Below are 24228 nucleotides of genomic sequence, written 5' to 3'. Positions count from 1 at the left end.
GCTCGTGGACCTGATGGAGTACCAAGCGAAGGAACTCTTCGCCCAGCATGGCGTTCCGGTCACCCTCGGCCGAGTCGTCGACAACCCGGACGACGCCAAGGCCGCGGCGCAGGACTTCGGTGGCCCGGTCGTCGTCAAGGCACAGGTGAAGATCGGCGGACGCGGCAAGGCCGGTGGCGTGAAACTCGCGGCAGACCCGGCCGAGGCGCAGGAGAGGGCCGACGACATCCTCGGTCTCGACATCAAGGGCCACACGGTACGCAAGGTGCTGGTGGCACCGGCCGCCGACATCGGCGAGGAGTACTACTTCTCGTTCCTCGTCGACCGCGCCAACCGTTCGTACCTCTGCATCGCCAGCGCCGAGGGCGGTGTCGAGATCGAGGAGGTCGCGCACACCAACCCCGATGCGGTTGCCAAGGTCGCGATCGACCCGCTCACCGGCGTCGACGAGGCGAAGGCCCGCGAGATCGCGACCGCGGCGAAGTTTCCCGCTGACGTCGTGGAGCCGGCCGTACCGGTGATCGTCGCGTTGTGGCAGGCGTTCATCGCCGAGGACGCCACCCTCCTCGAGGTCAATCCGCTGGTGAAGCTCGCCGATGGTGCCGTGGAGGCGCTCGACGGCAAGGTGACGTTGGACGACAACGCGCGGTTCCGGCATCCGGAGCACGCGGCGTACGAAGACAAGGCCGCCGCCGACCCGCTCGAGCAGCGTGCGGCGGAGAAGGACCTCAACTACGTCAAGCTCCACGGCGAGGTCGGCATCATCGGCAACGGCGCGGGTCTCGTGATGAGCACCCTCGACGTCGTGGCGTACGCCGGCCAGGACCTCGCGGCCGACGGCACGCGGGCCAACGGCGATCCGGTCAAGCCGGCGAACTTCCTCGACATCGGCGGCGGCGCCTCGGCCGAGGTGATGGCCGACGGCCTGGAGATCGTGCTGTCCGACCCGGACGTCCGCGCGGTCTTCGTCAACGTGTTCGGCGGCATCACGGCATGCGACGCGGTCGCGAACGGCATCGTGGCGGCGTTCGCCCTCCTGGCGGAGCGGGGTGAGGCGGTGTCGAAGCCGCTCGTCGTACGCCTGGACGGCAACAACGCCGACCTCGGCCGGCGGATCCTTGCCGACGCGAACCTGTCCGGTGTCGAACAGGTCGAGACGATGGACGGTGCCGCGCGCCGCGCGGCCGAGCTTGCCGCAACGACCAGGTGACGGCCCAGGTGACGGCCCAAGTGACGGCGCAGTAGGGAGCGACGGACCAGCGATGGCGATTTTCCTCACTGAGAACAGCAAGGTCATCGTCCAGGGGATGACCGGCTCCGAAGGACTCGTCCACACCCGGAAGATGCTGCGCGCCGGCACTCAGATCGTCGGCGGTGTGAACCCCCGTAAGGCCGGCCAGAAGGTCGAGGTGGAGGGCGCCTCACTGCCGGTGTTCGGCAGCGTGGCCGAGGCGATGAAGGAGACCGGCGCCGATGTGAGCGTCGTCTTCGTACCGGCGGCGTTCACCAAGGCCGCCGTGAACGAAGCGATCGATGCGGCCATGCCGCTCGTCATCGTCATCACCGAAGAGGTCCCGGTCCACGACACGGCGGAGTTCTTCGCCCGGGCGCAGCGGTCGGGTCACACCCGCATCATCGGGCCGAACTGTCCTGGCGTCGCGTCGCCAGGCAAGTCCTACGCCGGCATCATCCCCGCCGACATCACCGGTGCGGGCCGGATCGGCCTCGTGTCGAAGTCGGGCACGCTGACGTACCAGATGATGTACGAACTCCGCGACATCGGCTTCTCGACCTCGGTCGGTATCGGCGGCGACCCGATCATCGGGACCACGCACATCGACGCGCTGGCAGCGTTCGAGAACGACCCCGAGACCGACGTCATCGTGATGATCGGCGAGATCGGTGGCGATGCGGAGGAGCGGGCCGCGGAGTTCATCCGCGACCACGTCTCGAAGCCCGTCGTGGGTTACGTCGCCGGCTTCACCGCGCCCGAGGGCAAGACGATGGGGCACGCGGGCGCGATCGTGTCCGGCTCGTCGGGCACCGCGCAGGCGAAGCAGGAAGCGCTCGAGGCGTGTGGGGTGAAGGTGGGCAAGACGCCGAGCGAGACCGCGCGCCTCGTCCGCGAGATCGCCGAGAGCCTCGCCTGAGCGCATCGCCACCTGGGCTGTAGGAGCTTCGTCGCCTTCTATCCCGACGAACCTCCAACAACTCATGGCCGCCGTGGGATGCGGGCCACTCCGCCGGGCTCGCGTCCTGAGATTGCGATCTCGCATCCTGGTCCGGGTCTTGGTCTTGTGGCGTGGATGCCGGCGATCAGTTCGCGGATCCTTCAGTTGTCGCGGCGTACGCACGCCGCCCGCCGATCCCCGCACCGGTCCTGGACCGGCTGATCGGCCTGCTCCCGTCAACACCGCGTAACGTCCTGGACGCCGGTTGTGGGACAGGTGCGGTCGCCGCCGCGCTCGCACCTGTCGTCGACCGGGTGGACGCGGTAGACCCGTCTGCTGCCATGATCGCCGAAGGTCGACGCCGGTCGGCTGGCACCCCGAACATCGACTGGATCCACGCCACGATGGAGGATGCTGTCCTCCGGCCTCCGTACGGGCTTATCGCGTGCGCCGGCAGTCTGCACTGGATGGACCTCGCGGTGGTCCTGCCGCGCTTCGCCAGTGTGTTGGCCTCCGGCGGGACGATGGCCGTCCTGTTCCAGCGCGAGGTTGAGCAGCCGTGGACTGCCGGGCTCCGCGCACTCACGATGCGCTACTCCACCAACCGTGACGCTCACAGGTACGGCATGTTCCAGCGGCTCGCCGAAGCCGGTGACTTCGAGGTCCGGGGACAGTACGAGAGTCAGCCTGTCCCGCACGTCCAACCCGTCGACGACTACATCGAATCGATCCACTCCCGCAGCGGGTGTTCGAGGGAACGCATGTCGTCCGCGTCGCAGGCGGCGTTCGATCGGGAGGCGAGAGCGCTGCTCGAAAGGTACGTCGTCAACCGATGCCTGCCGTTGCGGATCATCGGACAGATGATGTGGGGGAGACCCGGCCGGAACAACCCGCGCGCCAGCCCACCCTCACGGTCGTGAGCGCGGCCCGCGTCGGCGGGCCCTGGTCAGCCGGCGACGCCGGTCGGTGTCGGGCGGGGCTGGGGAGCGAAGCGGTGGTGTCAGGGGGCGAGGCGGTCAGCGCTGGCTTTCAACACCGGCGCCATGGGGTCGGTGTCGTAGATGAAGTCCTGCCCGCCCTCGTGCCAGACAACCACGGACAGCAACGACCCGGTCCGGACCAGGCCGACGACCTCGATCTCGCCGGTCGAGTCACCGTTGTCGTGGCCGAACCACCACCAGCTCGCCGTACCGCCGGAGACGGTGACGTCCGTGGGTCCGTGCGGTGTACCCCAGGTACAGCTTCCGAGCCACGAGGTGTAGGTGTCGTAGGCCGCGGTGGCGTCTGCTTCTGAGGCGAAGGCTCCGACGACGTTCACACCGGTGACGGTGCCGTCCGTTCCCCAGTCGAAGTTTCGCCGGACCGCGGCTGAGGCGCCAAGGCTCGCGAGGTCGCCGGACTGGCAGACCGAGGTCGGCGTCGCACCCTCGTCCTCGCTGGTGCCAGTGGCGCTCCAGGTGTTGGACGAGTCGTTGACCTTCGGCATCTCGGTACCGACGAGCAGCCGTACGGTGAACTCCGGCGGGGTGGGACTCGCCGTCGGGGTGTCGGAGGACGTGGGCGCCGGAGTCTCGCTGGGAGAGACATCCGGAGACGTCGAGTGCTCCGGCCTCGGCGTCGGCGGAACGGCCGAACCGGGGTCTCCTGGCAGGTGCGACCTGGGTGCCGTCGGATTCGGAACGAACGGCCATCCCGACGGCGGCTCGTCCTCGGTGTCCGACGCCGACCGCGAGCGCCCGGAGGGCCCGGGCGCCTTGTCGGCATCGGACGGTGACGCGGCAAGGAAGGGGTTGGCCAGCGTGACCGGGTCACCTGGCATGCCGACGACCGCGCCGTAGCCGATCGCGCCGACACTGGCCACGACAGCGAGACCGGCGGTTGCCGTGCGTCGCAGCTGGCGCCGCGCACCGTGGGCACGCACGGCGGTTTCGTCGCGCCAGGAGACCTGGTCGACGTCACCGCGCAGGAGCGACAGGTGTTCGGTCACCTCACGCTCGAAGTCAGCGGGCATTCTGCGTCTCCTCTGCGGAGCTTTCGTACGGGCTGCCCTCTCGCAGGAGTTCGGCGAGTGCAGTGCGCCCCCGTGAAAGCCTGGCCTTGACAGTGCCGGTCGCCACGCCGGTCTCGTGTGCCACCTCCTCGACGGAGAGCCCGACGAGGTGGTGCAGCACGATCGCTCGGCGTTGTGCCTCAGGTATTTCTTTCAGCGCCGCAACCAGCGCCACGTTGTCCGGACTGGGTTCTGGCGCGTACACCGGCGGCCCGTGGCGAGCCATCGCCGCGATCCCGTTCTTGATCTTGCGCCAGCGGCTGGCCGCGATGCGCCAAGCGACAGTACGGAGCCACGCTTCGGGGTTGGCGTGGTCGCAGACACGCGCCCAGTGTTGCCAGGCACGCGCGTAAGCCTCTTGGACGCAGTCTTGGGCGTCAGCCAGGTTTCCGGTCATCGCATACATCTGGTGGAGGAGCCGTTGCCGGGTAGCGTGGTAGAAGGCATCGAACTCGTCGGCATCCGCCATGAGCCCTCCGCCACTCTGCCGACTTTCACTCCACATGACACCGCACCGCAGCCTGAGGTTGCACTGGCCTTCCTGGCACACGCTGCGAGACCGGCATGTGACCAACCGCAGCTGAGAGTATGTGCAGGTACGAACCTATCCATAACGACGCGGCACCCTCCGAGTGCCCCATCCCTTGGCGGGTGTGAATCCCGGTGGCGGAAATCTAGCTGGTTCGGGCGCCTCAGCGGCGTGTCTCGGGCCGGAGGACCTGATCCGGACTGCGAGCATGAGGCGATGGCCGGCGTCCTCACGCGTCCCTCGACGGGCGTTCCCGAGCACCCGCGGGTGGCTGATCACCCGCGGCCCGCGACCGTTGGCGCGTTGCTGGCGGCCGGCTGGGCCGCACTCGCGGGGGCGCTTCCCTGCGCCGCCGTCGCGGTCGTCGCGTGGTTCGTCACGGCCGGCGGAACTGCCCCGGACGCATTCCGGGTCGGCGTGGACGCGTGGCTGCTCGCCCACATGGTGCCGGTCGCCCTACCAGGTGGTGCCTTCAGCCTGGCGCCGCTCGGGCTGTCGCTGCTTCCCTTCGTCCTCCTCTGCCGGGCTGGCGCGTGGGTCGGTCGTACGAGCGAGGTCCGCCGGGTCACCCAGGTGTGTGCCGGTCTGCTCGCCATGGCTGCGGCGTACGGCGGACTCGCGGCCCTGATAGCGATCCTGGCCCGGACCGGCGACGCGGCCCCGGACGTGCTGCGGGCGTTCGTCCACGCCGGTGTGCTGGCGGGCGTGGCCGGTGGTGCGGGTGTCGTCCGGGTGAGTGGGCACGGTGTCCGGGCGTGGCGACGTGTGCCGGAGGAAGTCCGCGCGGCCCTCTACGGCGGTGTCGCGGGCCTCAGCTGTCTGGTCGCCGGCGGGATGCTGCTCGTCGCCTGCTCGCTGGTCGTGCACCTCGGACGGCTGAGTGACCTGGTGGCCGGACTCGCACCCGGCATCAGCGGGTTGCCGGTACTCCTGGGGATGTGCCTTGCGTACGTGCCCAATGCGGCGGTGTACGCAGGGACATACGCGCTGGGACCCGGGTTCGCGGTCGGTACGGCCACGGTGGTGGCACCGACCGGTGTCGCACTCGGCCCGCTTCCGGCGTTCCCCTTGTTGGCGGCGCTTCCGGTGACCGAGAACCCACCCGGCTGGGTGATGGGCGTTCTCGTGATCCCGATCGCGGCAGGGGTTGTCGCCGGGCTCGCCGCCATCCGCCGCTATCCGGCATACAGCATCGACGCCGCGACCCTGCGCGGCGGCCTCGCCGGGCTCGCCGGAGGGGTGATGTTCACCGCGGCCGTGGCGGTGTCGAGCGGCTCCGCCGGGCCCGGGCGCCTGGTCGAGGTCGGTCCGTCGGCACTGGAGTCCGGCGTCGTGGCGGTGAGCACCCTCGGGATCGCCGGAGCCGTCGGTGTCCTGGCGTTGCGGATGTGGGATTGGGCTCGGGCGCGGGGCTCCGCTGGTCTGCGGTGAGCGTGGGCCTGACCCGGCTGGTTGATCCCATGCGGGGGTCGGGCCCAGGGTCAGCGGGGGGTGTTCAGGGGGCCGACACGGTCGATGATGCGTTCTTCCAGACGCTGCTGGCAGGACTCGCGAGCGGTCTGGGTGTTGGCGCCGGAAAAGCACTGTTGGTACTCGACCACCTCGTCCCAGAAGACCACCGCCGTCGCGGTCAGGATGCTGGCGAACAGGGTGGCGACGACGCCCAGCACGAGGCCTGGAGTAGCCCCGGGCACAGGGACGCGGTGAAGGCGGGAAGCCCGGCGCGCGAGGGCGCCGCAGACGATCGCTGCGATCCCGAGGAGCAGACCGAGCGGGAACGCCAGCACGCTCGCCACCAGTCCGGTGAGGCCGAACAGGACGGCAAGCCGGCCACGGTTGCGGATCCGCTTCAGCTGGTCCTCGGTCGGCGGAGTCGGGGGCTGATGGTGGGGAGCGTGGGGAGCGCCGGCGCCGCCCGAGCGGTCGCCGAACTTCCCGCCAGCGCTGGCGCCGGGGGGTCCACCTGAGCTGCCGCCGGCATTGCCGCCGGTCGACTCGCTGTGGACCGGGGGCCGGTGGGTCCCGTCGCCGCCCGGAGACGCGTGCGGACCGTCGGCCGGCTTCGCGGCGCCTTGGCCGGAGGGCTGGGCCGACGCTGTGACGATCCGGGCGTACGCCGACGAGGCGGGCGGCCGGGCGAAGACTCGCTCGGCATCGGGTGGCGCCGTCGTACCCTCCGCCGGTATCGGCGCGAGCGAAAGCTCGTCCGCGACCTTGGCCTCCGGGCTGTCCGCTGCGTCAGGGCGCTCCTCGGGACTGCTCACAGGGGCTTCTCCTGTCGTCATTGTCGGCTACCGCTATCGTGACGGAACGTCCAACTCCACGTGTACGCGCCCCGGGTCACCGGGCTGTGACGTCGTTTCCGCACGCCGTTCCAGTAGGTGATCCCCAGCAGCGAGGAGCCCATTCTGACTGCCCGTCTCGTCGTCCTGCTCTCTGGCACCGGCACCCTGTTGCAGGCGCTGATCGACGCCACGCGGGAGCCGGCGTACGGCGCGACCGTGGTCGCGGTGGGCGCCGACCGTCACAGCGCCGGCGGGCTGGCCCGCGCCGAACGCGCCGGTATCCCGACCTTCACCCTTCGGGTGCGGGACTTCCCGAGCCGGGAGGAATGGGACGCCGCGCTCACCGAACGCGTGCAGGCGTACGAACCCGATCTGGTCGTCTCGGCGGGGTTCCTCAAGCTGGTTGGCAAGCAGTTCCTGGCGGCGTTCGGCGGACGCTACGTCAACAGCCACAACTCCCTGCTTCCGGCGTTCCCCGGCATGCACGGGCCGCGTGACGCGCTGGCCTATGGCGTACGCGTGGCGGGGGCGACGCTCTTCGTCGTCGACGAGGGAGTCGACGCGGGCCCGATCATCGCGCAGGTCGCCGTACCCGTCGAAGACGACGACACCGAAGAATCTCTGACCGAACGCATCAAAGGCGCCGAACGCCGGCAGCTCGTCGACACGATCGGCGCGATGGTGCGGTTGGGCTTCACCGTCCAGGGCAGAAAGGTCACCATCCCGTGAACGCCCCCCGAAACGATGCCGCCACCGAAGGGCGCCGGCCGATCCGCCGCGCGCTGGTCAGCGTCTATGACAAGGCCGGGTTGACCGAGCTCGCCCGAGGGCTCGCCGACGCGGGCGTGGAGATCGTGTCTACCGGTACGACGGCCGCGACGATCGAGTCCGCCGGTGTGAGCGTCACCCGGGTCGAGGAGCTGACCGGGTTCCCGGAGTGCCTCGACGGCCGGGTCAAGACGCTGCATCCGCGGGTGCATGCCGGTCTGCTGGCGGACACAGCCAATCCCGACCACGTACGCCAGCTGGAGGAGTTGGACGTCGCGGCGTTCGACCTGCTGGTGTCGAACCTCTATCCGTTCGCGGAGACCGTCGCGTCCGGGGCCGGCCCGGATGAGGTGATCGAGCAGATCGACATCGGCGGTCCCGCGATGACCCGCGCGGCGGCCAAGAACCACGCCTCCGTTGCCGTGGTGACCTCACCGGACCGCTACGCCGACGTCCTCGCGGCGGTGGCGGCCGGTGGATTCACGCTCGAGCAGCGCAAGCGGCTGGCGGTCGAGGCGTTCATCCACACGGCGAGCTACGACGTGGCCGTCGCGTCGTGGATGGGCAACGTGCATGCGCCGACCGACGACGGCAGCGGTTTCCCGGCATGGGTGGGTGCGACGTGGGAGCGGGAGTCGGTCCTGCGCTACGGCGAGAACCCGCACCAGCGGGCGGCGCTGTACCGTGCCGGCTCCGTCGCCGCGCACGGGCTCGCCCAGGCAGAACAGCTGCACGGCAAGGAGATGTCGTACAACAACTACGTCGACGCCGATGCCGCGCGGCGTGCCGTCTACGACTTCCAGCCCGCGGCGGTGGCGATCATCAAGCACACCAACCCGTGCGGGATCGCAATCGCGTCCAACGTCGCGGACGCGTACACGAAGGCGCACGCGTGCGACCCGGTGTCGGCCTTCGGCGGGGTGATCGCGACGAACCAGCCGGTCTCGGTGGAGATGGCGGAGAAGGTGGCCGAGGTCTTCACCGAGGTGCTCGTGGCGCCGGACTTCGAGCCGGGCGCGTTGGAGGTCCTCTCGCGCAAGAAGAACATCCGGCTGCTCCGGTGCGGACCTTCCGCCCGCGGTGGCATGGAGGTACGGCCCGTCTCAGGTGGCCTGCTGATGCAGAGCGTGGACACCGTGGAGGAGCCGGGTGACAGTCCGTCGGGGTGGCGGTTGGCGGCGGGCGAACCGGTGTCCGAGGACGTGCTGGCCGACCTCGTGTTCGCCTGGCTGGCGGTCCGGTCGGTGAAGTCCAACGCGATCCTGCTGGCTTCCGACCTTGCGGCCGTCGGGGTCGGCATGGGGCAGGTCAATCGGGTCGACTCGGCGAAGCTGGCGGTTGCCCGGGCGGGTGAGCGGGCGGCCGGGTCGGTGGCGGCCTCGGATGCGTTCTTCCCGTTCGCCGACGGGCTGCAGGTTCTGCTCGACGCGGGCGTACGGGCCGTCGTGCAGCCGGGTGGCTCCGTCCGCGACAACGAGGTGATCGCGGCGGCGCAGGCGGCCGGCGTACCGCTCTATCTCACCGGCACGCGCCACTTCTTCCACTGAGGCCGGCGGCGTATCCCGGTTGACACGTCGGGTTTGATGGCGGCGTGGGTGAGCTGGTCCAGCGCGTGGTGCGTTCCCTGCGTACCCGATTCGCGGGGTACGAATGGACGCGGGTGCACCACGGCTTCTCCGGGGCGGCGACGTACAAGCTCACCGGGACGGCCGGGACGGAGCTCCACGCCAAGGTGGCAGTCGTGCCGCAGCACCTGGGCAGTCGCTCCCATCTGGGCGTCGAGGCGGAACGGATCCGCTGGCTGTCCTCGACCGGGATCCCGGGGCCCGAACTCGTCGCCGCCGGGACCGAGACCTGTCTGTCCACCAGCCCGACGACATCCCCGGAAGCGGTCGAGGTCGGCTGGCTCGTCATGACGAGTGTGCCCGGCCGGGAGGCATCGGCACCGTGGCCAGTTCACCAGCGGGTGTCGGTGATCGATGCGCTCGCCGACGCGCTCCGGGCGCTGCATGCGCTGCCGCTGGAGGGGTGCCCGTTCGACCGCCGGCTCGACGTCCGGCTTGGTCAGGAACGTGCCGCCGTCGAGGCCGGCGTGGTCGACGAGGCGAGCGCGGCGATGGAGCCCTGGCGGTGGGCGCAGGACCGGGGCGCGCTACTCGCCGAACTGTTGCGTACGCGGCCGGCAGATGAGGATCTGGTGGTCTGCCACGGCGACTACTGCGTTCCCAACGTCCTGCTCGATCCCGAGACCCTCGAGGTCACGGGCCTGATCGATCTGGGGTGGCTGGGCGTCGCCGACCGCTACCACGACCTGGGCATCGCGACGGGGAGTATCGCGTCGGTCGAGCTCAACCCACAGTACGGGCCGGGTCATGCTGCCCGCTTCCTCGAGAGGTACGGCGGCGATCCCGACGACCCGCGCATCGACTACTACCGCAGGCTCGACGAACTCACCTGACCGGCCACGAAGCGCGTGGGCCCGCGGCCGGACCGCGATTCGCGACCCCGTGAACCATCTTCGCCAGTTCCCGCGTACGGACAGATGTAAGGACCGTCCCTCACCGGGCGAGCGGCCAGCGTCACACACCGGTTCACCGCACCGGCCCACCAGGCCGGCACGGCGTGACCACGCGGCCGTTCGCCCGCTCCGGCGCCGGGGCCACCGGCGTTCGGTGTGCAGCGTTCCGGCGTACGTCCGCATGCCGACCGTCGCGCCCAGATGCGGCGGCCGTGAAGCGACGGGCGTACGTCAGTAGGCGATGAGTCCGCGCCCTGCCACCGAACACCAGGAGAGTTGGACCGACCATGAAGCCTCGTCAGATTGTCTGTGCACCGGTCGCCGTGCTGGTCGCTGGTGTGCTCGCGCTGTCGGCGTGTGGACCGGAGATCGTCACCACGAACTCCGGCGCCGGCGGCGATCAGGAGACCACCGAGACGGCCACGCCGACGCCGACGGCTTCGACCGCCGAGCCGGCAGCCGCGGGCGACGAAGGTCCCTGGCCAGGGCCTGAGGTCCCGGTCGTCATCGAGACCACCCGCCAGGATGGGTGGACCGACTACCTGCAGGCTGCCGACGACAAGCCGATCTACCGGTTTGACAACGACTCGAACGATCCGCCGACGAGCGGGTGTGACGAGGAATGTGCCGAGGTGTGGAACCCCGTGCCGGCCGACCAGATCACCGCGGTCAAGGGCGTCGACGAGGCGCTGGTGGGTTCGTTGGACCGGCCGGACGGCACCAAGCAGCTCACCATCAAGAACTGGCCGGCGTACACCTTCGCCGGCGACACGAAGCCGGGTGACCTGACCGGCCAGGGCAAGGACGGCCGGTGGTTCGTGATGGCACCGACCGGGGCCAAGGCCTTGACGACTGAGCAGGCGGAGAAGCAGAAGTCGGGCGCGACGGTGCTGACCGACACCAAGCGGGGAGCGTTCACCGAGACGATCCTGGTGAACGGCGAAGGTCGGACGATGTACCGGTTCGAGGCGGACGAGCCCAACGCGGGCACGAGCGCCTGCGAGGGAGACCCGGAGTGCAACGAGAAGTGGCCACCGGTCCTCGCCGACAACGGTCTCGATGTGGTCGAGGACTGTGTGGATCCGGATCTCGTCAGCACCTTCACCCGCAAGGACGGTACGAAGCAGGTCGCGGTGAACGGCTGGCCGCTCTACTACTACTTCGAGGACAAGGCCCCCGGCGACATCAAGGGCCACGGGCTGGGCGATGTCTGGTTCGCGGCGACCGGTGACGGCGGCAAGGCCGAGACGGCCGGCGGCTCCTGAGTCGGGGTCCCCGGGATTCCAGGACTCCGGTCGATCGGGGTCCCCGGCATTCCAGGATTCCGGGGGACCGGGGGATCGGGGGACCGGGGGATTGGGGGATCCGGGGGATCGGGGGATCCGGGGGATCGGGGGATCCTGGGGGGTACCAAGCCCGTCCCGGTAGGTGAGCGGTGCTCACACCCGGGCCGGGCTTGGTGCGCCACAGGGTCGTCCCGTGTGGGTGGGTCCTGCCGTCATGGCCGTGGTCCGGCGGGTAACCTGCGACTCTGCAGTTCGCGTTCGTCGGCGCCAGGAGGACCCACCGATGGTCGACCAGCCGGGCTCCGGAGTGGTGCCTCAGACGGAGACCAGCGCTGGCTCCACCCGGAGCCCCAGCGCGGGCGCCGGCAGACCACCCCGGGCGCCGGGACTCCGGCAGGCGTTGTGGGGCCGGTGGAAGCGCGAGCCGGGACGTCCACTTCCTCCCATCCGTCCATGGCCGCGCCGCCAGTGGCCTCTGCTGGTCGTACTCACGGGAATCTTCGTCTCGCTGATCACCGTCATCGTGGTGGACTTCCGTCCCGGCACCCTGCTGTTGGCGCTGTCGGTCCTGCTCGCCGCCGCATTCCGGCTGGTGCTCACCACCCGCCGCGCCGGGCTGCTCGTCCTTCGCAGCCGGACGACGGACGTCGTGACCCTCACGGTGATGGGCGTGGTGGCGCTGCTGCTCGCTGTGGCCGTCCCCGACATCCGCTGACCCGCCACCGCGCGACCCCCGGCCTGTCGCCAGCGTCCCGCCTCGGCTAGGCTCCCCGGCAAGATATCTCGACACCAAGACATCTTCCGTATCGCTCGGTTTTCGGGCCCGGACCCCGCGGAGGCCGGAACATGACCATCGCGCTCACGGAGATCGTCGGGCCCGCGCCTGGCGCCGCGGTCACCGGTGCCACATCCGTGATGGTCCCTCCTGGGCCGTACGCGGTGAATGTCCGGATCGGAGCGGCCCAAAAGCTCACGCGCGGCGCCCGACGCGGGACAATGGTTCCGGAGACCCGCACGTGCGCGGCCGGTCGTCGCTGCCCTGCCCGCGGGCGTGTCGAGTCGGGTCACCGGGGTGTCCTGGCGGTGCCCGGTCGCGACGTCGTACGTAGGGTGGTCGAAACCGGGCTTTCCGAGGCCGAGCCGGCCGGATTCGAGGCGGCCAGCGGAGTCGTCCCACGACAGAGCGAAGTCCAGAATCTCTGAAGCCATACCCCCAACCACCTTTGCGGCGGAGGAGCCCCCTTGTCGAAGATCAGTGTGAAGAACCCGGTCGTCGAACTCGACGGCGACGAGATGACCCGTGTCATCTGGCAGGCGATCAAGGACCAGCTGATCCTGCCCTATCTCGACGTACCGCTCGACTACTACGACCTCGGCATCGAGCGGCGCGACGCGACCGACGACCAGGTGACCGTCGATGCCGCCAACGCGATCAAGAAGCACGGCGTGGGCGTGAAGTGCGCGACGATCACGCCAGACGAGGCGCGCGTCGAGGAGTTCGGTCTCAAGCAGATGTGGCGTTCGCCCAACGGCACCATCCGCAACATCCTCGGTGGCGTGGTGTTCCGCGAGCCGATCATTATCGACAACATCCCGCGCCTTGTCCCGGGCTGGAAGAAGCCGATCATCATCGGCCGCCACGCCCACGGTGACCAGTACCGCGCGACCGACTTCGTGGTGCCCGGGCCGGGCAAGCTCACGGTGACCTACACGCCGAACGACGGCAGCGAGCCGATGGAGTTCGAGGTCGCGAAGTACCCCGGCGGCGGTGTCGCGATGGCGATGTACAACTACGACGACTCGATCCGCGACTTCGCCCGGGCGTCGTTCAACTACGCGCTCCAGCGCGGTTTCCCCGTCTATCTCTCGACGAAGAACACGATCCTCAAGGCGTACGACGGCCGGTTCAAGGATCTGTTCGCCGAGGTGTTCGAGTCGGAGTTCAAGGGCAAGTTCGAGCAGGCCGGCATCACCTACGAACACCGGCTCATCGACGACATGGTGGCCCAGGCCCTGAAGTGGGAGGGCGGCTTCGTCTGGGCCTGCAAGAACTACGACGGTGACGTCCAGTCCGACATCGTGGCGCAGGGTTTCGGATCGCTCGGCCTGATGACGAGCGTGCTGCTCACGCCGGACGGCAAGACCGTGGAGGCGGAGGCGGCGCACGGCACCGTGACGCGGCACTTCCGGCAGTGGCAGAAGGGCGAGAAGACCTCGACCAACCCGATCGCGTCGATCTTCGCGTGGACGCGCGGGCTCGCCCACCGCGGCAAGTTGGACGGCACACCGGCGGTGTCGGAGTTCGCGCAGACGCTGGAGCAGGTGTGCGTCCAGACCGTCGAGTCCGGGAAGATGACCAAGGACCTCGCGCTGCTGGTCGGCGGCGACACCTCGTGGCTCACGACGGACGAGTTCCTCGGAGCACTCGCCGAGAACCTCGCCACCAAGCTGAAGGCGGCCCACTAAGGACATCCGTGGATCGGCCTCGCCATGCCCCGACCAGCGGGGTAGGGCGGGGCCGATTGCCGTGGGCGTGGGATTTCGCGCCCGCGGTCCCTCACGGGTGCGTAGGTGTATCGTAGGTGTATGGCTCGCACCAACATCGATCTCGACGAGGACCTCGTCCGCCGGGCGATGCGCCGCTATGGCCTGCGGACGAAGAGGGAGGCCGTCGACCTCGCTCTTCGTCGTCTTGTCGGTACGACGACCACCCCGGCGGACATCCGTTCCGTCCGAGGTATCGGCTGGGACGGTGACCTGGAGGAGATGCGCGGAAGCGGGGCCGAGGAGTGAGCGGCCGCAGGACACGGGGGATTCCTCCGCAGGTCGATCGTGAGCGGCCGCACCTGGTGGACTCGTCGGTCTGGATCGACTGGCTTCGGGACGTTCCCGGTCCGGCGACGAAGGGTCTGGACACCCTGCTGGATTCAGGGGCACAGATAGCGACGACCGAACCAGTGGTCATGGAACTTCTCGCGGGAGCACACGGAAGCCGTGCCCTCGATCAGATCGGGAAGATGCTGACAGGACTTCCGGTGCTCTCCGTCGCCACACATCTCGACTTCCATCACGCCGCTGCGCTCTACCGTGACGCACGTTCCGGAGGGCGCACCGTACGCAAGCTCATGGACTGTCTGATCGGCGCGGTCGCCTTGCGCAACGACGCGATCCTCGTCCACAAGGACGCCGACTTCGATGCGATCGCCGACCTGATGCAGGTCCGTTGGGTGAGCTACTGCTGAAGCGGCGACCTTGGATGGCAGGTCGCCCGCGAAGCATCGCCCGCGAACCTCCTACAGCGTCGACACCTGGCGTTCGGTGGTGCGCAGGAACTCCGGCAGGATCTCGACTCCCCAACCCGGAGTGGCGGGTAGGGCGACGGCACCGTCGACCACCCGCAGCATGGGTTCGTAGACCCCGTTGGTCCAGGGGACGTCCTCGATGCTCCACTCGTGGTATTGGTGGCAAGCTGGCATTGACGCAGCCACATGCAGGGTGAACAGCTGCAGCATCGACTGGTTGGCGCAGTGCGGCGTGCACGGGATGCCTGCGTCTTCTGCCATCCTGGCGACCCGGCGGGCCCGTGCGACGCCGCCGAGGTAGCCGATGTCGGGCTGCACGATGTCGACCGCCCGCATGGCGATCATCCGGCGGAACTGGACGAGTGAGTTGTCCTGCTCGCCACCGGCCACGGGGATGTCGAGTGCCGCCGCCACCTGCGCGGAGCTCTCCAGCTCGGGATAGGGACACGGTTCCTCGAAGTGGAAGTAGCCGTTGTCCTCGAGGATGCGACCGACCCGGATCGCCCGTGACACGGTGAAGCCACTGTTGGCGTCGGCGTTGATGTCGAAGTCGTCACCCATCGCCTGGCGGATGTGCGGGATGATCTTCTCGGTACGCCCGGGAGCCGCGTCACGGTCACTTGCCATGACATCGCCGATCCGGATCTTCGCGCAGCGGAAGCCCTGCTCCTCCCGCAGGCGCAACAGCCGCTCCGCCTCTGCTTCGGGAGTGATCGCCCGGCTCATGCTGGAGGCGTACATCGGGACGCTTTCGCGCACTCCGCCACCGAGCAGCTTGTAGACCGGTTGGCCGGTCACCTTTCCGAGCAGGTCCCACAACGCGGTGTCGACGCCACACAGGGCCCGGTAGAGGAACGAGCTGGGGAACTTGTACTCCTTGCGGACGCAGCGTTCGACAAGTGCTTCGAGATCCCAGGGATCCTGGCCGAGGAAGTGCGGTGCCACCATGTCGTGAAGGACGTGGACCGTGATGCCCACGCGGTAGGGCGACGTCTGCCCGATCCCTTCGGCGCCGTCGTCGGTCCTGACCCGGACGATGGCGATCTGATCAGCAAGGAATGTCTCGATGCTCGCGATCTTCATCGGTGTGCTGGCACCCTTCCATCGGCGCGTCATCTTCTGCAGCAACCAGTCCTACCGCGGACACATCCGGCTCCGCCGGCGCTGCCTGATCCGTTGCGGAGTCTTGGTCCGTCGCCGCATTCCATGCCGCGATCTGTTGCCCTGCAGGCTGGTGGTTCAGTAGCTTTCCTACTCGAAACATTTCGCATATTCGAATTGCATCCGCATATACGAATAGCCGGGCGAGCACTGGCAGCGTAGTCCGGCGTTCTGCGGAGCGGCAAGACGCGGGCCAAGACGTGGCCGGTGCCGGGCGTGACCGCCGGCCTTTCGACGACAGGCAGCGTTCGAACGTTCGACCAAGTATCGAAGGTGGTTGTGCGATGACGGAGCCGCGATTTCGGTCGGTGAAGTCGGCCGACCGGGTTCTCGTGATCCTCCAATGGCTCGCCGCCAGCGGCCGCCCTCGGACGCTCAGCGAGATCAGCCGGGAACTCGACATTCCCGTCAGCAGCCTGCACGCGATCCTGCGGACGATGCAGCGCCGGGGTTGGCTCGAGACAGACGAGACGGGAATCCGCTTCGGAATCGGTGTCGAGGCGTTGCGGGTGGGTTCGTCCTACGCCCGATCCGACGACGTCCTGGTGAGGGCCGAGCCGGTACTCGACCGGCTTGCCGAGGAGACGGGTGAGACCGTGCACTACGGGCGGCTCGACGGGGAACACATCGTCTACCTGGCCAAGCGGGACTCACATCACTCGTTGCGCATCCACTCCGCCATCGGCCGGCGGATCCCCGTCCATGCCGCGGCATTGGGCAAGGCGATCCTCGCGCGGCGCTCGGATGCGGAGGTCCGGGCGATCCTGGGTGACGCGCTGCCCGCTCTTACGAAACGCACCCGAACGAGTGTGGACCGGTTGCTTCGCGACCTGGCCAGGGCGCGCAAGCTCGGCTACGCCACCGAACGGGAGGAGAGCGACCAGGGCCTGGGCTGCGTCGCCGTCGTGGTTCCCGACCGGTCGCCGCCGCGGGACGCCATCTCGGTGGCGGTTCCGACGGCCCGCCTCAGCGCGGCACGGGTGGAGGAGTTGGCGGATCTGCTCCGCCGCAGCCAGTCGGTCCTCGCCGAGCGGCTCGCACTACCTTCACCGTCGCCGTCGTCGGAGCCGGGCTTCCTGCGAGACCTCGACTAGCGCGAGACGCGGGAGGCTGCTGGTGGCGTCGTCGCTGCGTCCGACGTGGAGCGGACACATTACCGGTGGCTCGGCAGGAATCGGCCAACGGAGAGGTGGTTGCGTAGCCTTGACCCTCTTCGCGGGCCGCGACTAGCGTTATTGACGCTCGCTTATCCGAAATGTTTTCAGGTTGACGAAATAGCCAATCCAGGGCGCGAATCCACTTCGCCCTTTCGCACTCCGTTGCAGCGGAAGGCCCTATGACATCCCGGATCGAGGCCGGACCAGTCCCGGTCGCGGGGCGCCGCGGCGCCCGCCGCGCACTGGTCGGATGGTTGTTCATCGGGCCGGTGATCTTCGGCGTCATCGCGTTCCAGTTCGTTCCGGTCATGGTCTCGCTCTACGCCTCGCTCACCGACTGGACCGGGCTCTCCTCGCCCGAGTTCACCGTCTTCGGCAACTACGGCGAGCTGTTCACCAGGGATCCGTTGTTCTGGCTCACGTTGAAGAACACGTTCGTGTTCACGGTGGGCAGTCTGGTCTTCAGCATCGCCTTCGGGCTGGTTCTCGCCCTGCTCCGCAACTTCGTCCCCAGGTCGACCTGATCTACAGCGGCCAGAGGTCGGCGGCCGAAGCCCTCGGCGAGGTGAAGGACCGAGTGGAGCAGGCGCTCGCAAGCGGCAGCGGATGAGCACGTTGCCCTGGCCGGCCACGAGTGGTGGGAGGTTCGACGCCTTCTCGAGCGTCGAACCTCCCACCACTCATAGGACAGCGGCCTGGAACCGCCAGGACCATGACGGAGTCATCTGAACGGGAGTAGAGGAGTCTATGCGGATCACGAGAGTCGAATCGATCGTCCTGCTCGGGCGCTACCACCTGGTGCGCGTCCACACCGACGAGGGGGTGACCGGCGTCGGTGAGGTCAGCCCGATGAACGCCGCGGTGACCCACACGCTGGTGGAGAAGGCACTCGCGCCGATCGTGGTCGGCGAGGACCCGGCGAACATCGAACGCCTGTGGCACGCGATGTACCACAAGCCCTACAAGCTCGGGCCGATGGGCGCGCAGCTCAACGCGATCGCCGGCATCGACATCGCGCTGTGGGACATCGCCGGCAAGGTGGCGGGAAAGCCGGTCCATGACCTGCTGGGTGGGAAGTTTCGCGAGGCACCCGAGGTCTATGCCAGCTCCATGCAACGCGGGATGACGCCCGCGGAGGAGGCCGCGCGGGCGGTGTCCTTCGCCGAGCAGGGTTATCGGGCGTACAAGATCCACTCGGCGACGCCCTGGATGTACGACGACGGTTTCGACCAGACCCTCGAGACGGTGCGGGAGATGCGGGCGGCGGTCGGGCAGGACTTCGACATCCTGGTCGACGTCAACAACTCCTACTACCCGCACACGGCGATCAAGATCGCCCGCCGGTTGGAGGACTATGGCGTGTGGCACTTCGAGGAGCCGTTGGCCGCACACGACTACGACGGCTATGCCGCGCTCGCCGCGGCGGTGGACATTCCCATCGCGGCGGGAGAGCAGGAATACACGAGGTGGCAGTTCCGCGACCTCATCCTGCGGGCACAGGTCGACATTCTGCAGCCCGACGTCATCAAGTGCGGCGGCATCACGGAGTTCGTGAAGATCGCCGCGCTCGCCCAGACGTTCAACAAGCCGATCACGGTCCACAACACCCAACCGACGATCGGCACCCTCGCCCACCTGCATCTGTGGATGAGTACGCCGAACTGCGTGTATCCACAGGAGTACAACATCGAGCCGCATCCGCTACGCGACGAGTGGCCGATCTGGACCGAGCCCGTCCTGGTCGAGAACGGCCGCATGCGGGCATCCGGGAAGCCCGGACTCGGCGTCGAACTCGACGATGATGTCGTACGCCGGCTGGCCGAAAGGGAAGGGTGAGGAAGCTGTGCGAGTCAAGGAGATCCGGGTCAGCTACGAACGGCGGCCCCACTCGGCGAGACCGATCCGGGACGCGTTACAGACGCTGAGTGGCGGCGGCAGTGTCCTGGTGGAAGTCGAGGCGGACGACGGCCTTGTCGGCGAGGCACGGACGTCGTTCGGGCGTGGCGACGGGGCGCCCCGCACCCTGGCGGTGCTGATCGAGGAGGAGTTGGCGCCGAAGGTCATCGGTGCCGACGCCGAGCAGATCGGCGCGATCATCGAAGCGCTCAAGGTCGAAACCGAGTACCACGGCAGCTCCGGGCTCACGACGTTCGGGATCAGCGTGGTCGACGTCGCGCTCTGGGACCTGCTGGGCAAGGCGCACGGCGTGCCGACCTATCGCTTGTGGGGTGCCTACCGCGACCGGGTTCCGGCGTACGCCATGGTGGGGTGGGCAAACTTCAGCCTCGACGAGCTGCGCCAGCAGTGCGTCGCCGCTGTCGGCGACGGATTTCGCGGTGTGAAGATCAAGGTGGGTGACGGGTCACTCGACCAGGACGTTCAGCGCATCGAGGCCGTCCGCGCCGAGGTGGGTCCCGACATCGCCATCATGGTCGATGCCAACCAGGTCCTGACCGTGAGCGAGGCGCTGCGCCGGGGTGAGGCGTACCAGGCGATGGGTCTGACGTGGTTCGAGGAACCCCTGCGGGCAGGGGACTTCGCGGGCTACGCCGAGCTCACCCGCCGGCTCACCATACCGATGGCGGCGGGCGAGAACCTCTATGGAGCAAGGGAGTTCCGGGACTTCTTCGAGGGGCGATGCTGCGACATCGTGCAACCGGACCTGCGCCGCGCGGGTGGCCCGACCGAGATCCGGGCGGTCGGTGCGCTGGCCGCCGCGTTCGACATTCCGTACGCCTCCCACGGCGGAGGCCCGGCCGCGCTCAGCCTGTTACTGGCTGCACCGACCGCGATCTGGCTCGAGACCGGCCTGCGGTCATCGCCCGATGCGTACCCACGACTGGAGGACGGTTGCGCGCTCGCCCCGCAAGGTGTCGGTTTCGCGTGGGAGTGAGGCTGGCTGCCCGGCGGGGCTAGGGTGTCGGGCCCCATGATCATGAAGGACTTTCGGCACATGGCCCACTTTGCGTGACCGGCGTAACCCAGCCCGCCACCACTTTTCCTTCACGATCACGATCATGATCACCGGGTGAAGGGGCGGCCGACCAGCTCCCACGAAGGGTCGAGGTCGATGCCCAGCGAGGTGAGCACCTGGGCGCACACGTCGGCCTGCTCAAGGTCGACGGGTGCGGTGGTCGGGACCGTGGGGCCGTACGCCGCCATCCAGGCGGTGCGTTCCTCGGGGGAGTCGCCGCCGTGCCCGCCCGCGGCGACGTGTCCATGGTCGGTCGCGACGATGACGGTCCAGTCCTCCTGGGCGGCCGTGGGCCGGGCGAGGATGGTGTCGAGCACCTGGCCGATCCGCGCATCACTGCGTTCGATCGCGGCCGTGTAGTCGGGACAGACACCGAACTCGTGCGCGATGCCGTCGGGGCTGCCGAAGTAGACGAACGCCGCCGTGATGTCCTCGCTGCCGAGGACCTTGACCGCGTCGGCGGCCACGGTGGTCTCCGCGACCTCCCACTCCTCGATGCCGTGGTCGGGGTGTTCGACGACGAGATCGCCGCCGCCGCGGAAGATCGGCCCACCCTGGGCCTCGCTCACCAGGGGTGGCCAGTTCGCGGCGGCGTACGTCCGCGCTCCGGGAATCTCCTGGCGTACGCGGGTGAGGAAGTCGGGATGCTCGTCCAGCCGGTGTCCGCGCATGTCGTTGTTGGCGATGTTGTTCGTCGGAGCGAGGACGCCGGTGGCCATGGTCGACCAACAGGGCCCGGAGATCGTCGGTCCGGCGGCGTTGACCTGGAGCGGCGTGAGGAACCCCTGCGCCCCGATCGCGTCGATGCGTGGTGTGTGCGCCGCCTGCAGGGTGTCATAGCGCACCCCGTCGACGCCGAACACCACGACCCTGCGGGAACGTGCGCGGGCCTGGTCGTCGGACATGTGTCACTCCTGGTTCGTGTGCGTCGGCGTACCGGCTCGACCGTCCATGCTTGCGGGCTCCGCCCCGACCGTCCAGCATCCGCCGCTGGCCCGTCGCGGCCATCTGGGCGTCCGGCGCGTGATTCCGGCGTGTGCGGGTGGCGGTGGCCGGCATGCCGGTTTGCGGTCGTGCGGGCGTGCGGGCGTCCGGGATGCCGTACGGCGGGGGTACGGGTGGCCGACAGGAGGGGTTGCGGGAATCAGGTGTTCGGCTCGGTCGCGGTTTCCAAGCCGAAGAGCGGCAAACAGGGCTCCAGCCCGTCGATCCGTACGGGCACAGCCGCTGGTCCCGACTGGAACCGTTCCCAGCCCTCACGGGTGAGATGCAGCCGTTGCTCGGTGGCTCGTACGCCGCGACGGGCGCACCGGGAAACCCCGTCGGGTGCGTACCCGAGCTTGCGTGAAACCGCGAGCGAGGCGGGGTTGTCGACGAATGCACCGGATCTCGCGTCCTCGGCGCCCAGTCCGGCGAAGCCGAGGTGGAGGACGGCGGCGCGCATCTGCGTGCCAATTCCCTGGCCGTGGTAGCGCATGCCCACCCAGGATCCGGTGTGCACCTCCCGGACGACGGCGAAGTCCCGGGCGGAGAGTCCCTGCACACCGACGACGGCGCCGTCGCGCAGGACGACGAGTTCGAGGGTCCAGGCGTCCGGTTTCCACGAGGCCCAGCTGTTCCAGTGGTACTGCAGGGTGCTGCGGGCCCGAATCGCGGGCTCGGCGTCGGTCCACGGCACGATGAAGGGCATGTCCGCCGGGTCGTGGACGCCGTCGACGGCCAGGTCCGCGAGCGCGGCGAGGTCCTCGAGCGAGGGCACCCGGAGCTCCAGGTCGGGTGTGATCAACCGGAGGTCGAAGAGGGGCCAGTGGCGCATGCCGGCGATTCTGCTGCGCCATGCCGCCGGCTGGCCACGCGTTTTCGCCCATCCCGACTGGGGGAGCCGGCCGTCGACCAGGATCTCAGCGTACGGCGTCGCGGCGCAGCACGGCATGCACGCCCCAGGTCTGGTTGGCCACCTGGGTGATGCGCAGATCGACCGTGGTGCTGGCGAGCGCGAGCGCCTCCGCCTTGCCGAGGGAGTACGCCGTACCCATCCACGCCAGCATGTCGTCCAGCGCCGAGACCATCGCCTGGTTGAGATCGGCGTGGAAGCCGAAGGTGAGCCAACTCGTCGGTGTCTCCGCGTGCACCGTCGGCAGCGGCCGATCCATGGCCAGGGTGAGTTCGACCTGCGTGGTCATGCCGCACTCGATCGCCGTACCACCGACCTCCCCGTCGCCCTGTGCCGCATGCCCGTCGCCGAGGCAGAGCAGCGCGCCGGGAACGGTGACGGGCAGGTAGAGCGTCGACCCGGCCACGAGGTCCCGGCAGTCGATGTTGCCGCCACCCGCTGGCCGCGGAGGGATCGTGGAATGCTCGCCCGGCTCGTCGGGCGGCAGGCCGATCACGCCGAGGAACGGCGCGAGAGCGACCGTGTACCCCTGATCGTTCGTAGCCAGGCACCGTTCGGCATCAAGCTCCCACAGCAGCCACGCGGGCTCGCCGTCCGCGACGCCCAACTGCCGGTTGAGCGGGGTGTCGCGCCCGCCGGCGACCGTGAAGCCCCAGTCGTCCGGTCGCAGCGAGACCAGGTGGACGCCGAGCATCATCCCGGGCGCCGCTCCGCGGACGAAGATCGGTCCGGCCAGGCAGTGGCCGCGCCGGTCGGTGTGCATCGTCGGGCGCGTTTCGCCTGGTGTGCGTTGGCGCTCCAGATGACCAGAAGCGTTGAGCGTGCGAACGACAACGGAATCCCCCGGGTCCACCGTGAGCACCGGCGAGAGTTCGCGGGAGAAGACGTCGGTAACGGTAGCCGGGCTCGGGTCGAGTCGATGCTGGGTCACAACGCTCCTTTCGGATCCACACCCGGCCTGCAGAGCGCGATCCCCTGCGAGAGCCGGGCTGCCAGCACTCTTCCATGATCATGAGAGAGAAATCGGGCACTCTCGCCTCGCCGAGTGGCCGGTTTCTCCCTCATGATCATGGAATCCGAGGCGACGCCATGCTCAGAGGGGCTCGGCGGCGCAGCGGAAGCCGAGGTTGCCGGCGGAGCTGTCCGGGGTGTTCTTCGTCCGGGCGGCGACGCGGTAGCGGTTGCAGTACGACGCATGGCACAGGTAGCTGCCGCCGCGCATGACCCGCGCGTCACCGGAGCCCGGCCCGACGGGGTCCATCCGCGTCGCAGGCGCCTCGACGGCATGCCAGTCGGTGCTCCACCAGTCGGCGCACCATTCCCACACGTTGCCAGCCACCTCGTAGAGGCCGAACCCGTTCGGTGCGTACGACTTCACCGGTGCGGTCCCGGAGAAACCGTCGTCGGCGGTGTCCACCCGTGGGAAGTTGCCCTGCCAGATGTTGCAGCGGTGCCGCCCGCGCGGGGTGAGGTCGTCGCCCCACGCGTACCTCGCTCGCGGGAGGTCACCGCGCGCGGCACATTCCCACTCCGCTTCGGTCGGCAGGCGCTTGCCGGCCCAGCGGGCATAGGCGTACGCATCGAGCCAGGACACGTGGACCACCGGGTGCTGCGGCCGCCGCGCGACGTCGCTGCCAGGGCCCTCGGGTGTCCGCCAACTCGCACCCTCGACGGCGAGCCACCACGAAGCACCAGGCACCGACGCGTCCATGACATGCCTGCGCCCCTCGGCACCGACGAAGAGATGGAAGACGAACGACCAACCGAACTTCTCCGCCTCCGTCACATAGCCGGTGGCCTTGACGAACGCCGCGAACTGCCGGTTGGTGACGGCGGTCGCGTCGAGGAGGTACGACGAGAGTCGGACGCTGCGCACCGGGCCTTCGCCGTCGTCGGGAAACGCGTCGGGGTCGTCGCCGCCCATGGCGAACGTACCGGCCGGGATTTGTACCATCCCGCGGGCGATGTCGCGCGGGTCGCGCGCTGGCACAGCGAAGGGCAACTCGACCGGACCGGTGGCCGTCGCAGGCGTCGCGGTGGTCGCGGCCGTCGCGGCAGAGTGGTCGCGACCGATGGGGGACTCTCCGTGTGCGTCGCCGGAGGAGGGGGCGCAGCAGGCCGACATGTGGACAG

General features: G+C 69.0%; 25 protein-coding genes. 17 read left to right on the top strand and 8 right to left on the bottom strand.

Going from position 1 to position 24228, the window contains the following annotated elements; translation table 11 throughout:
• The first annotated feature begins 4 nt into the window (after positions 1-4).
• The 3 genes from sucC to ABN034_RS17615 all read left to right on the top strand — a co-directional run bounded on the left by sucC (position 5) and on the right by ABN034_RS17615 (position 3091).
• A complete protein-coding gene (gene sucC / locus ABN034_RS17625) occupies positions 5-1210 on the top strand; it encodes an ADP-forming succinate--CoA ligase subunit beta (RefSeq protein ID WP_349692091.1) in 1206 nt (401 codons plus the stop codon).
• A gap of 52 nt (positions 1211-1262) precedes the next feature.
• Positions 1263-2150 (top strand): succinate--CoA ligase subunit alpha, encoded by an 888-nt coding sequence (gene sucD, locus ABN034_RS17620; protein WP_349326869.1) that lies wholly within the window; start codon positions 1263-1265, stop codon positions 2148-2150.
• Positions 2151-2302: 152 nt separating this feature from the next.
• Positions 2303-3091 (top strand): class I SAM-dependent methyltransferase, encoded by a 789-nt coding sequence (locus ABN034_RS17615; protein WP_349692090.1) that lies wholly within the window; start codon positions 2303-2305, stop codon positions 3089-3091.
• Positions 3092-3171: 80 nt separating this feature from the next.
• Here the strand turns inward: ABN034_RS17615 and ABN034_RS17610 are convergent, their stop codons facing one another.
• The gene (locus ABN034_RS17610; protein ID WP_349692089.1) at positions 3172-4182 is read right to left on the bottom strand and encodes a hypothetical protein; all 1011 of its coding nucleotides are present in this window, start codon (positions 4180-4182) and stop codon (positions 3172-3174) included.
• Positions 4172-4690, bottom strand: a complete 519-nt coding sequence (locus tag ABN034_RS17605) for a SigE family RNA polymerase sigma factor (RefSeq protein ID WP_349326871.1) — start codon at positions 4688-4690, stop codon at positions 4172-4174. Before ABN034_RS17605 ends, ABN034_RS17610 begins: the two co-directional genes overlap by 11 nt.
• Before the next feature lie 276 nt (positions 4691-4966).
• Here ABN034_RS17605 and ABN034_RS17600 point away from each other — a divergent pair, with 276 nt between their 5' ends.
• Complete coding sequence (locus ABN034_RS17600) at positions 4967-6181, top strand: cell division protein PerM (protein WP_349692088.1); 1215 nt, start codon at positions 4967-4969, stop codon at positions 6179-6181.
• A gap of 50 nt (positions 6182-6231) precedes the next feature.
• On the opposite strand, the gene ABN034_RS17595 is transcribed toward ABN034_RS17600, so the two are convergent.
• The gene (locus tag ABN034_RS17595; RefSeq protein WP_349692087.1) at positions 6232-7014 is read right to left on the bottom strand and encodes a DUF4190 domain-containing protein; all 783 of its coding nucleotides are present in this window, start codon (positions 7012-7014) and stop codon (positions 6232-6234) included.
• A 144-nt stretch (positions 7015-7158) separates the two neighbouring features.
• Between ABN034_RS17595 and purN the strand changes: the two genes are divergently transcribed.
• The 9 genes from purN to vapC all read left to right on the top strand — a co-directional run bounded on the left by purN (position 7159) and on the right by vapC (position 14849).
• Entirely contained in the window at positions 7159-7764 is a 606-nt protein-coding gene (gene purN / locus ABN034_RS17590; protein WP_502879062.1) for a phosphoribosylglycinamide formyltransferase, read from the top strand.
• On the top strand, positions 7761-9350 hold the full coding sequence (gene purH, locus ABN034_RS17585) for a bifunctional phosphoribosylaminoimidazolecarboxamide formyltransferase/IMP cyclohydrolase (protein WP_349692085.1): 1590 nt from the start codon (positions 7761-7763) through the stop codon (positions 9348-9350). The genes purN and purH overlap by 4 nt, the downstream gene beginning before the upstream one ends.
• 53 nt (positions 9351-9403) lie before the next feature.
• Positions 9404-10261: an APH(3') family aminoglycoside O-phosphotransferase gene (locus ABN034_RS17580; protein WP_502879061.1), complete on the top strand. Its 858-nt coding sequence runs from the start codon at positions 9404-9406 to the stop codon at positions 10259-10261.
• Between the two features lie 347 nt (positions 10262-10608).
• Entirely contained in the window at positions 10609-11586 is a 978-nt protein-coding gene (locus tag ABN034_RS17575; protein WP_349692083.1) for a hypothetical protein, read from the top strand.
• A gap of 304 nt (positions 11587-11890) precedes the next feature.
• Entirely contained in the window at positions 11891-12322 is a 432-nt protein-coding gene (locus tag ABN034_RS17570) for a DUF3017 domain-containing protein (protein WP_349692082.1), read from the top strand.
• A gap of 131 nt (positions 12323-12453) precedes the next feature.
• Positions 12454-12810 carry a hypothetical protein gene (locus ABN034_RS17565; RefSeq protein WP_349692081.1) on the top strand — a complete coding sequence of 119 codons (357 nt, stop codon included), beginning with the start codon at positions 12454-12456 and terminating at the stop codon, positions 12808-12810.
• A 39-nt stretch (positions 12811-12849) separates the two neighbouring features.
• Positions 12850-14073, top strand: a complete 1224-nt coding sequence (locus ABN034_RS17560) for an NADP-dependent isocitrate dehydrogenase (RefSeq protein ID WP_349692080.1) — start codon at positions 12850-12852, stop codon at positions 14071-14073.
• 120 nt (positions 14074-14193) lie between these two features.
• Positions 14194-14400, top strand: a complete 207-nt coding sequence (locus tag ABN034_RS17555) for a type II toxin-antitoxin system VapB family antitoxin (protein ID WP_349692079.1) — start codon at positions 14194-14196, stop codon at positions 14398-14400.
• 56 nt (positions 14401-14456) lie between these two features.
• Positions 14457-14849: a type II toxin-antitoxin system VapC family toxin gene (gene vapC, locus ABN034_RS17550; RefSeq protein WP_349692078.1), complete on the top strand. Its 393-nt coding sequence runs from the start codon at positions 14457-14459 to the stop codon at positions 14847-14849.
• A gap of 51 nt (positions 14850-14900) precedes the next feature.
• On the opposite strand, the gene ABN034_RS17545 is transcribed toward vapC, so the two are convergent.
• Complete coding sequence (locus ABN034_RS17545) at positions 14901-15992, bottom strand: mandelate racemase/muconate lactonizing enzyme family protein (RefSeq protein ID WP_349692077.1); 1092 nt, start codon at positions 15990-15992, stop codon at positions 14901-14903.
• A gap of 362 nt (positions 15993-16354) precedes the next feature.
• On the opposite strand from ABN034_RS17545, the gene ABN034_RS17540 reads away from it, so the two are divergent.
• The 4 genes from ABN034_RS17540 (at position 16355) to ABN034_RS17525 (ending at position 20120) form a co-directional block, all read left to right on the top strand.
• Positions 16355-17164 carry an IclR family transcriptional regulator gene (locus ABN034_RS17540; RefSeq protein ID WP_349692076.1) on the top strand — a complete coding sequence of 270 codons (810 nt, stop codon included), beginning with the start codon at positions 16355-16357 and terminating at the stop codon, positions 17162-17164.
• Positions 17165-17406: 242 nt separating this feature from the next.
• Positions 17407-17751, top strand: coding sequence for a carbohydrate ABC transporter permease (locus ABN034_RS17535; RefSeq protein WP_349692075.1), 345 nt, complete (start codon positions 17407-17409; stop codon positions 17749-17751).
• A gap of 223 nt (positions 17752-17974) precedes the next feature.
• The gene (locus ABN034_RS17530; RefSeq protein ID WP_349692074.1) at positions 17975-19063 is read left to right on the top strand and encodes a mandelate racemase/muconate lactonizing enzyme family protein; all 1089 of its coding nucleotides are present in this window, start codon (positions 17975-17977) and stop codon (positions 19061-19063) included.
• 7 nt (positions 19064-19070) lie between these two features.
• The gene (locus ABN034_RS17525) at positions 19071-20120 is read left to right on the top strand and encodes a mandelate racemase/muconate lactonizing enzyme family protein (RefSeq protein WP_349692073.1); all 1050 of its coding nucleotides are present in this window, start codon (positions 19071-19073) and stop codon (positions 20118-20120) included.
• Between the two features lie 128 nt (positions 20121-20248).
• Here ABN034_RS17525 and ABN034_RS17520 read toward each other — a convergent pair whose 3' ends face one another.
• From ABN034_RS17520 to ABN034_RS17505, 4 genes are all read right to left on the bottom strand, one after another.
• On the bottom strand, positions 20249-21106 hold the full coding sequence (locus ABN034_RS17520) for an alkaline phosphatase family protein (RefSeq protein ID WP_349692072.1): 858 nt from the start codon (positions 21104-21106) through the stop codon (positions 20249-20251).
• A 239-nt stretch (positions 21107-21345) separates the two neighbouring features.
• A complete protein-coding gene (locus ABN034_RS17515) occupies positions 21346-22017 on the bottom strand; it encodes a GNAT family N-acetyltransferase (protein WP_349692071.1) in 672 nt (223 codons plus the stop codon).
• 85 nt (positions 22018-22102) lie between these two features.
• Positions 22103-23026: an acetamidase/formamidase family protein gene (locus tag ABN034_RS17510; RefSeq protein WP_349692070.1), complete on the bottom strand. Its 924-nt coding sequence runs from the start codon at positions 23024-23026 to the stop codon at positions 22103-22105.
• Between the two features lie 162 nt (positions 23027-23188).
• Positions 23189-24220, bottom strand: coding sequence for a formylglycine-generating enzyme family protein (locus tag ABN034_RS17505; RefSeq protein WP_502879058.1), 1032 nt, complete (start codon positions 24218-24220; stop codon positions 23189-23191).
• Positions 24221-24228: the final 8 nt, after the last annotated feature.

Source organism: Actinopolymorpha sp. B11F2 (assembly GCF_040195635.1).
In the GTDB taxonomy this organism is placed as follows: Bacteria; Actinomycetota; Actinomycetes; order Propionibacteriales; family Actinopolymorphaceae; genus Thermasporomyces.
This window is presented reverse-complemented; position numbering and strand designations above follow the sequence as displayed.

What these genes read in the sequence shown, in the direction of transcription:
- ABN034_RS17610 (WP_349692089.1), bottom strand. Translation starts at nt 4,182, where the DNA reads ATGCCCGCTGACTTCGAGCGTGAGGTGACCGAACACCTGTCGCTCCTG.
- sucD (WP_349326869.1), top strand. Translation starts at nt 1,263, where the DNA reads ATGGCGATTTTCCTCACTGAGAACAGCAAGGTCATCGTCCAGGGGATG.
- ABN034_RS17565 (WP_349692081.1), top strand. Translation starts at nt 12,454, where the DNA reads ATGACCATCGCGCTCACGGAGATCGTCGGGCCCGCGCCTGGCGCCGCG.
- ABN034_RS17555 (WP_349692079.1), top strand. Translation starts at nt 14,194, where the DNA reads ATGGCTCGCACCAACATCGATCTCGACGAGGACCTCGTCCGCCGGGCG.
- ABN034_RS17600 (WP_349692088.1), top strand. Translation starts at nt 4,967, where the DNA reads ATGGCCGGCGTCCTCACGCGTCCCTCGACGGGCGTTCCCGAGCACCCG.
- ABN034_RS17570 (WP_349692082.1), top strand. Translation starts at nt 11,891, where the DNA reads ATGGTCGACCAGCCGGGCTCCGGAGTGGTGCCTCAGACGGAGACCAGC.
- ABN034_RS17540 (WP_349692076.1), top strand. Translation starts at nt 16,355, where the DNA reads ATGACGGAGCCGCGATTTCGGTCGGTGAAGTCGGCCGACCGGGTTCTC.
- ABN034_RS17520 (WP_349692072.1), bottom strand. Translation starts at nt 21,106, where the DNA reads ATGTCCGACGACCAGGCCCGCGCACGTTCCCGCAGGGTCGTGGTGTTC.
- ABN034_RS17545 (WP_349692077.1), bottom strand. Translation starts at nt 15,992, where the DNA reads ATGAAGATCGCGAGCATCGAGACATTCCTTGCTGATCAGATCGCCATC.
- ABN034_RS17505 (WP_502879058.1), bottom strand. Translation starts at nt 24,220, where the DNA reads ATGTCGGCCTGCTGCGCCCCCTCCTCCGGCGACGCACACGGAGAGTCC.
- ABN034_RS17530 (WP_349692074.1), top strand. Translation starts at nt 17,975, where the DNA reads ATGCGGATCACGAGAGTCGAATCGATCGTCCTGCTCGGGCGCTACCAC.
- ABN034_RS17575 (WP_349692083.1), top strand. Translation starts at nt 10,609, where the DNA reads ATGAAGCCTCGTCAGATTGTCTGTGCACCGGTCGCCGTGCTGGTCGCT.
- ABN034_RS17605 (WP_349326871.1), bottom strand. Translation starts at nt 4,690, where the DNA reads ATGGCGGATGCCGACGAGTTCGATGCCTTCTACCACGCTACCCGGCAA.
- ABN034_RS17515 (WP_349692071.1), bottom strand. Translation starts at nt 22,017, where the DNA reads ATGCGCCACTGGCCCCTCTTCGACCTCCGGTTGATCACACCCGACCTG.
- ABN034_RS17535 (WP_349692075.1), top strand. Translation starts at nt 17,407, where the DNA reads ATGACATCCCGGATCGAGGCCGGACCAGTCCCGGTCGCGGGGCGCCGC.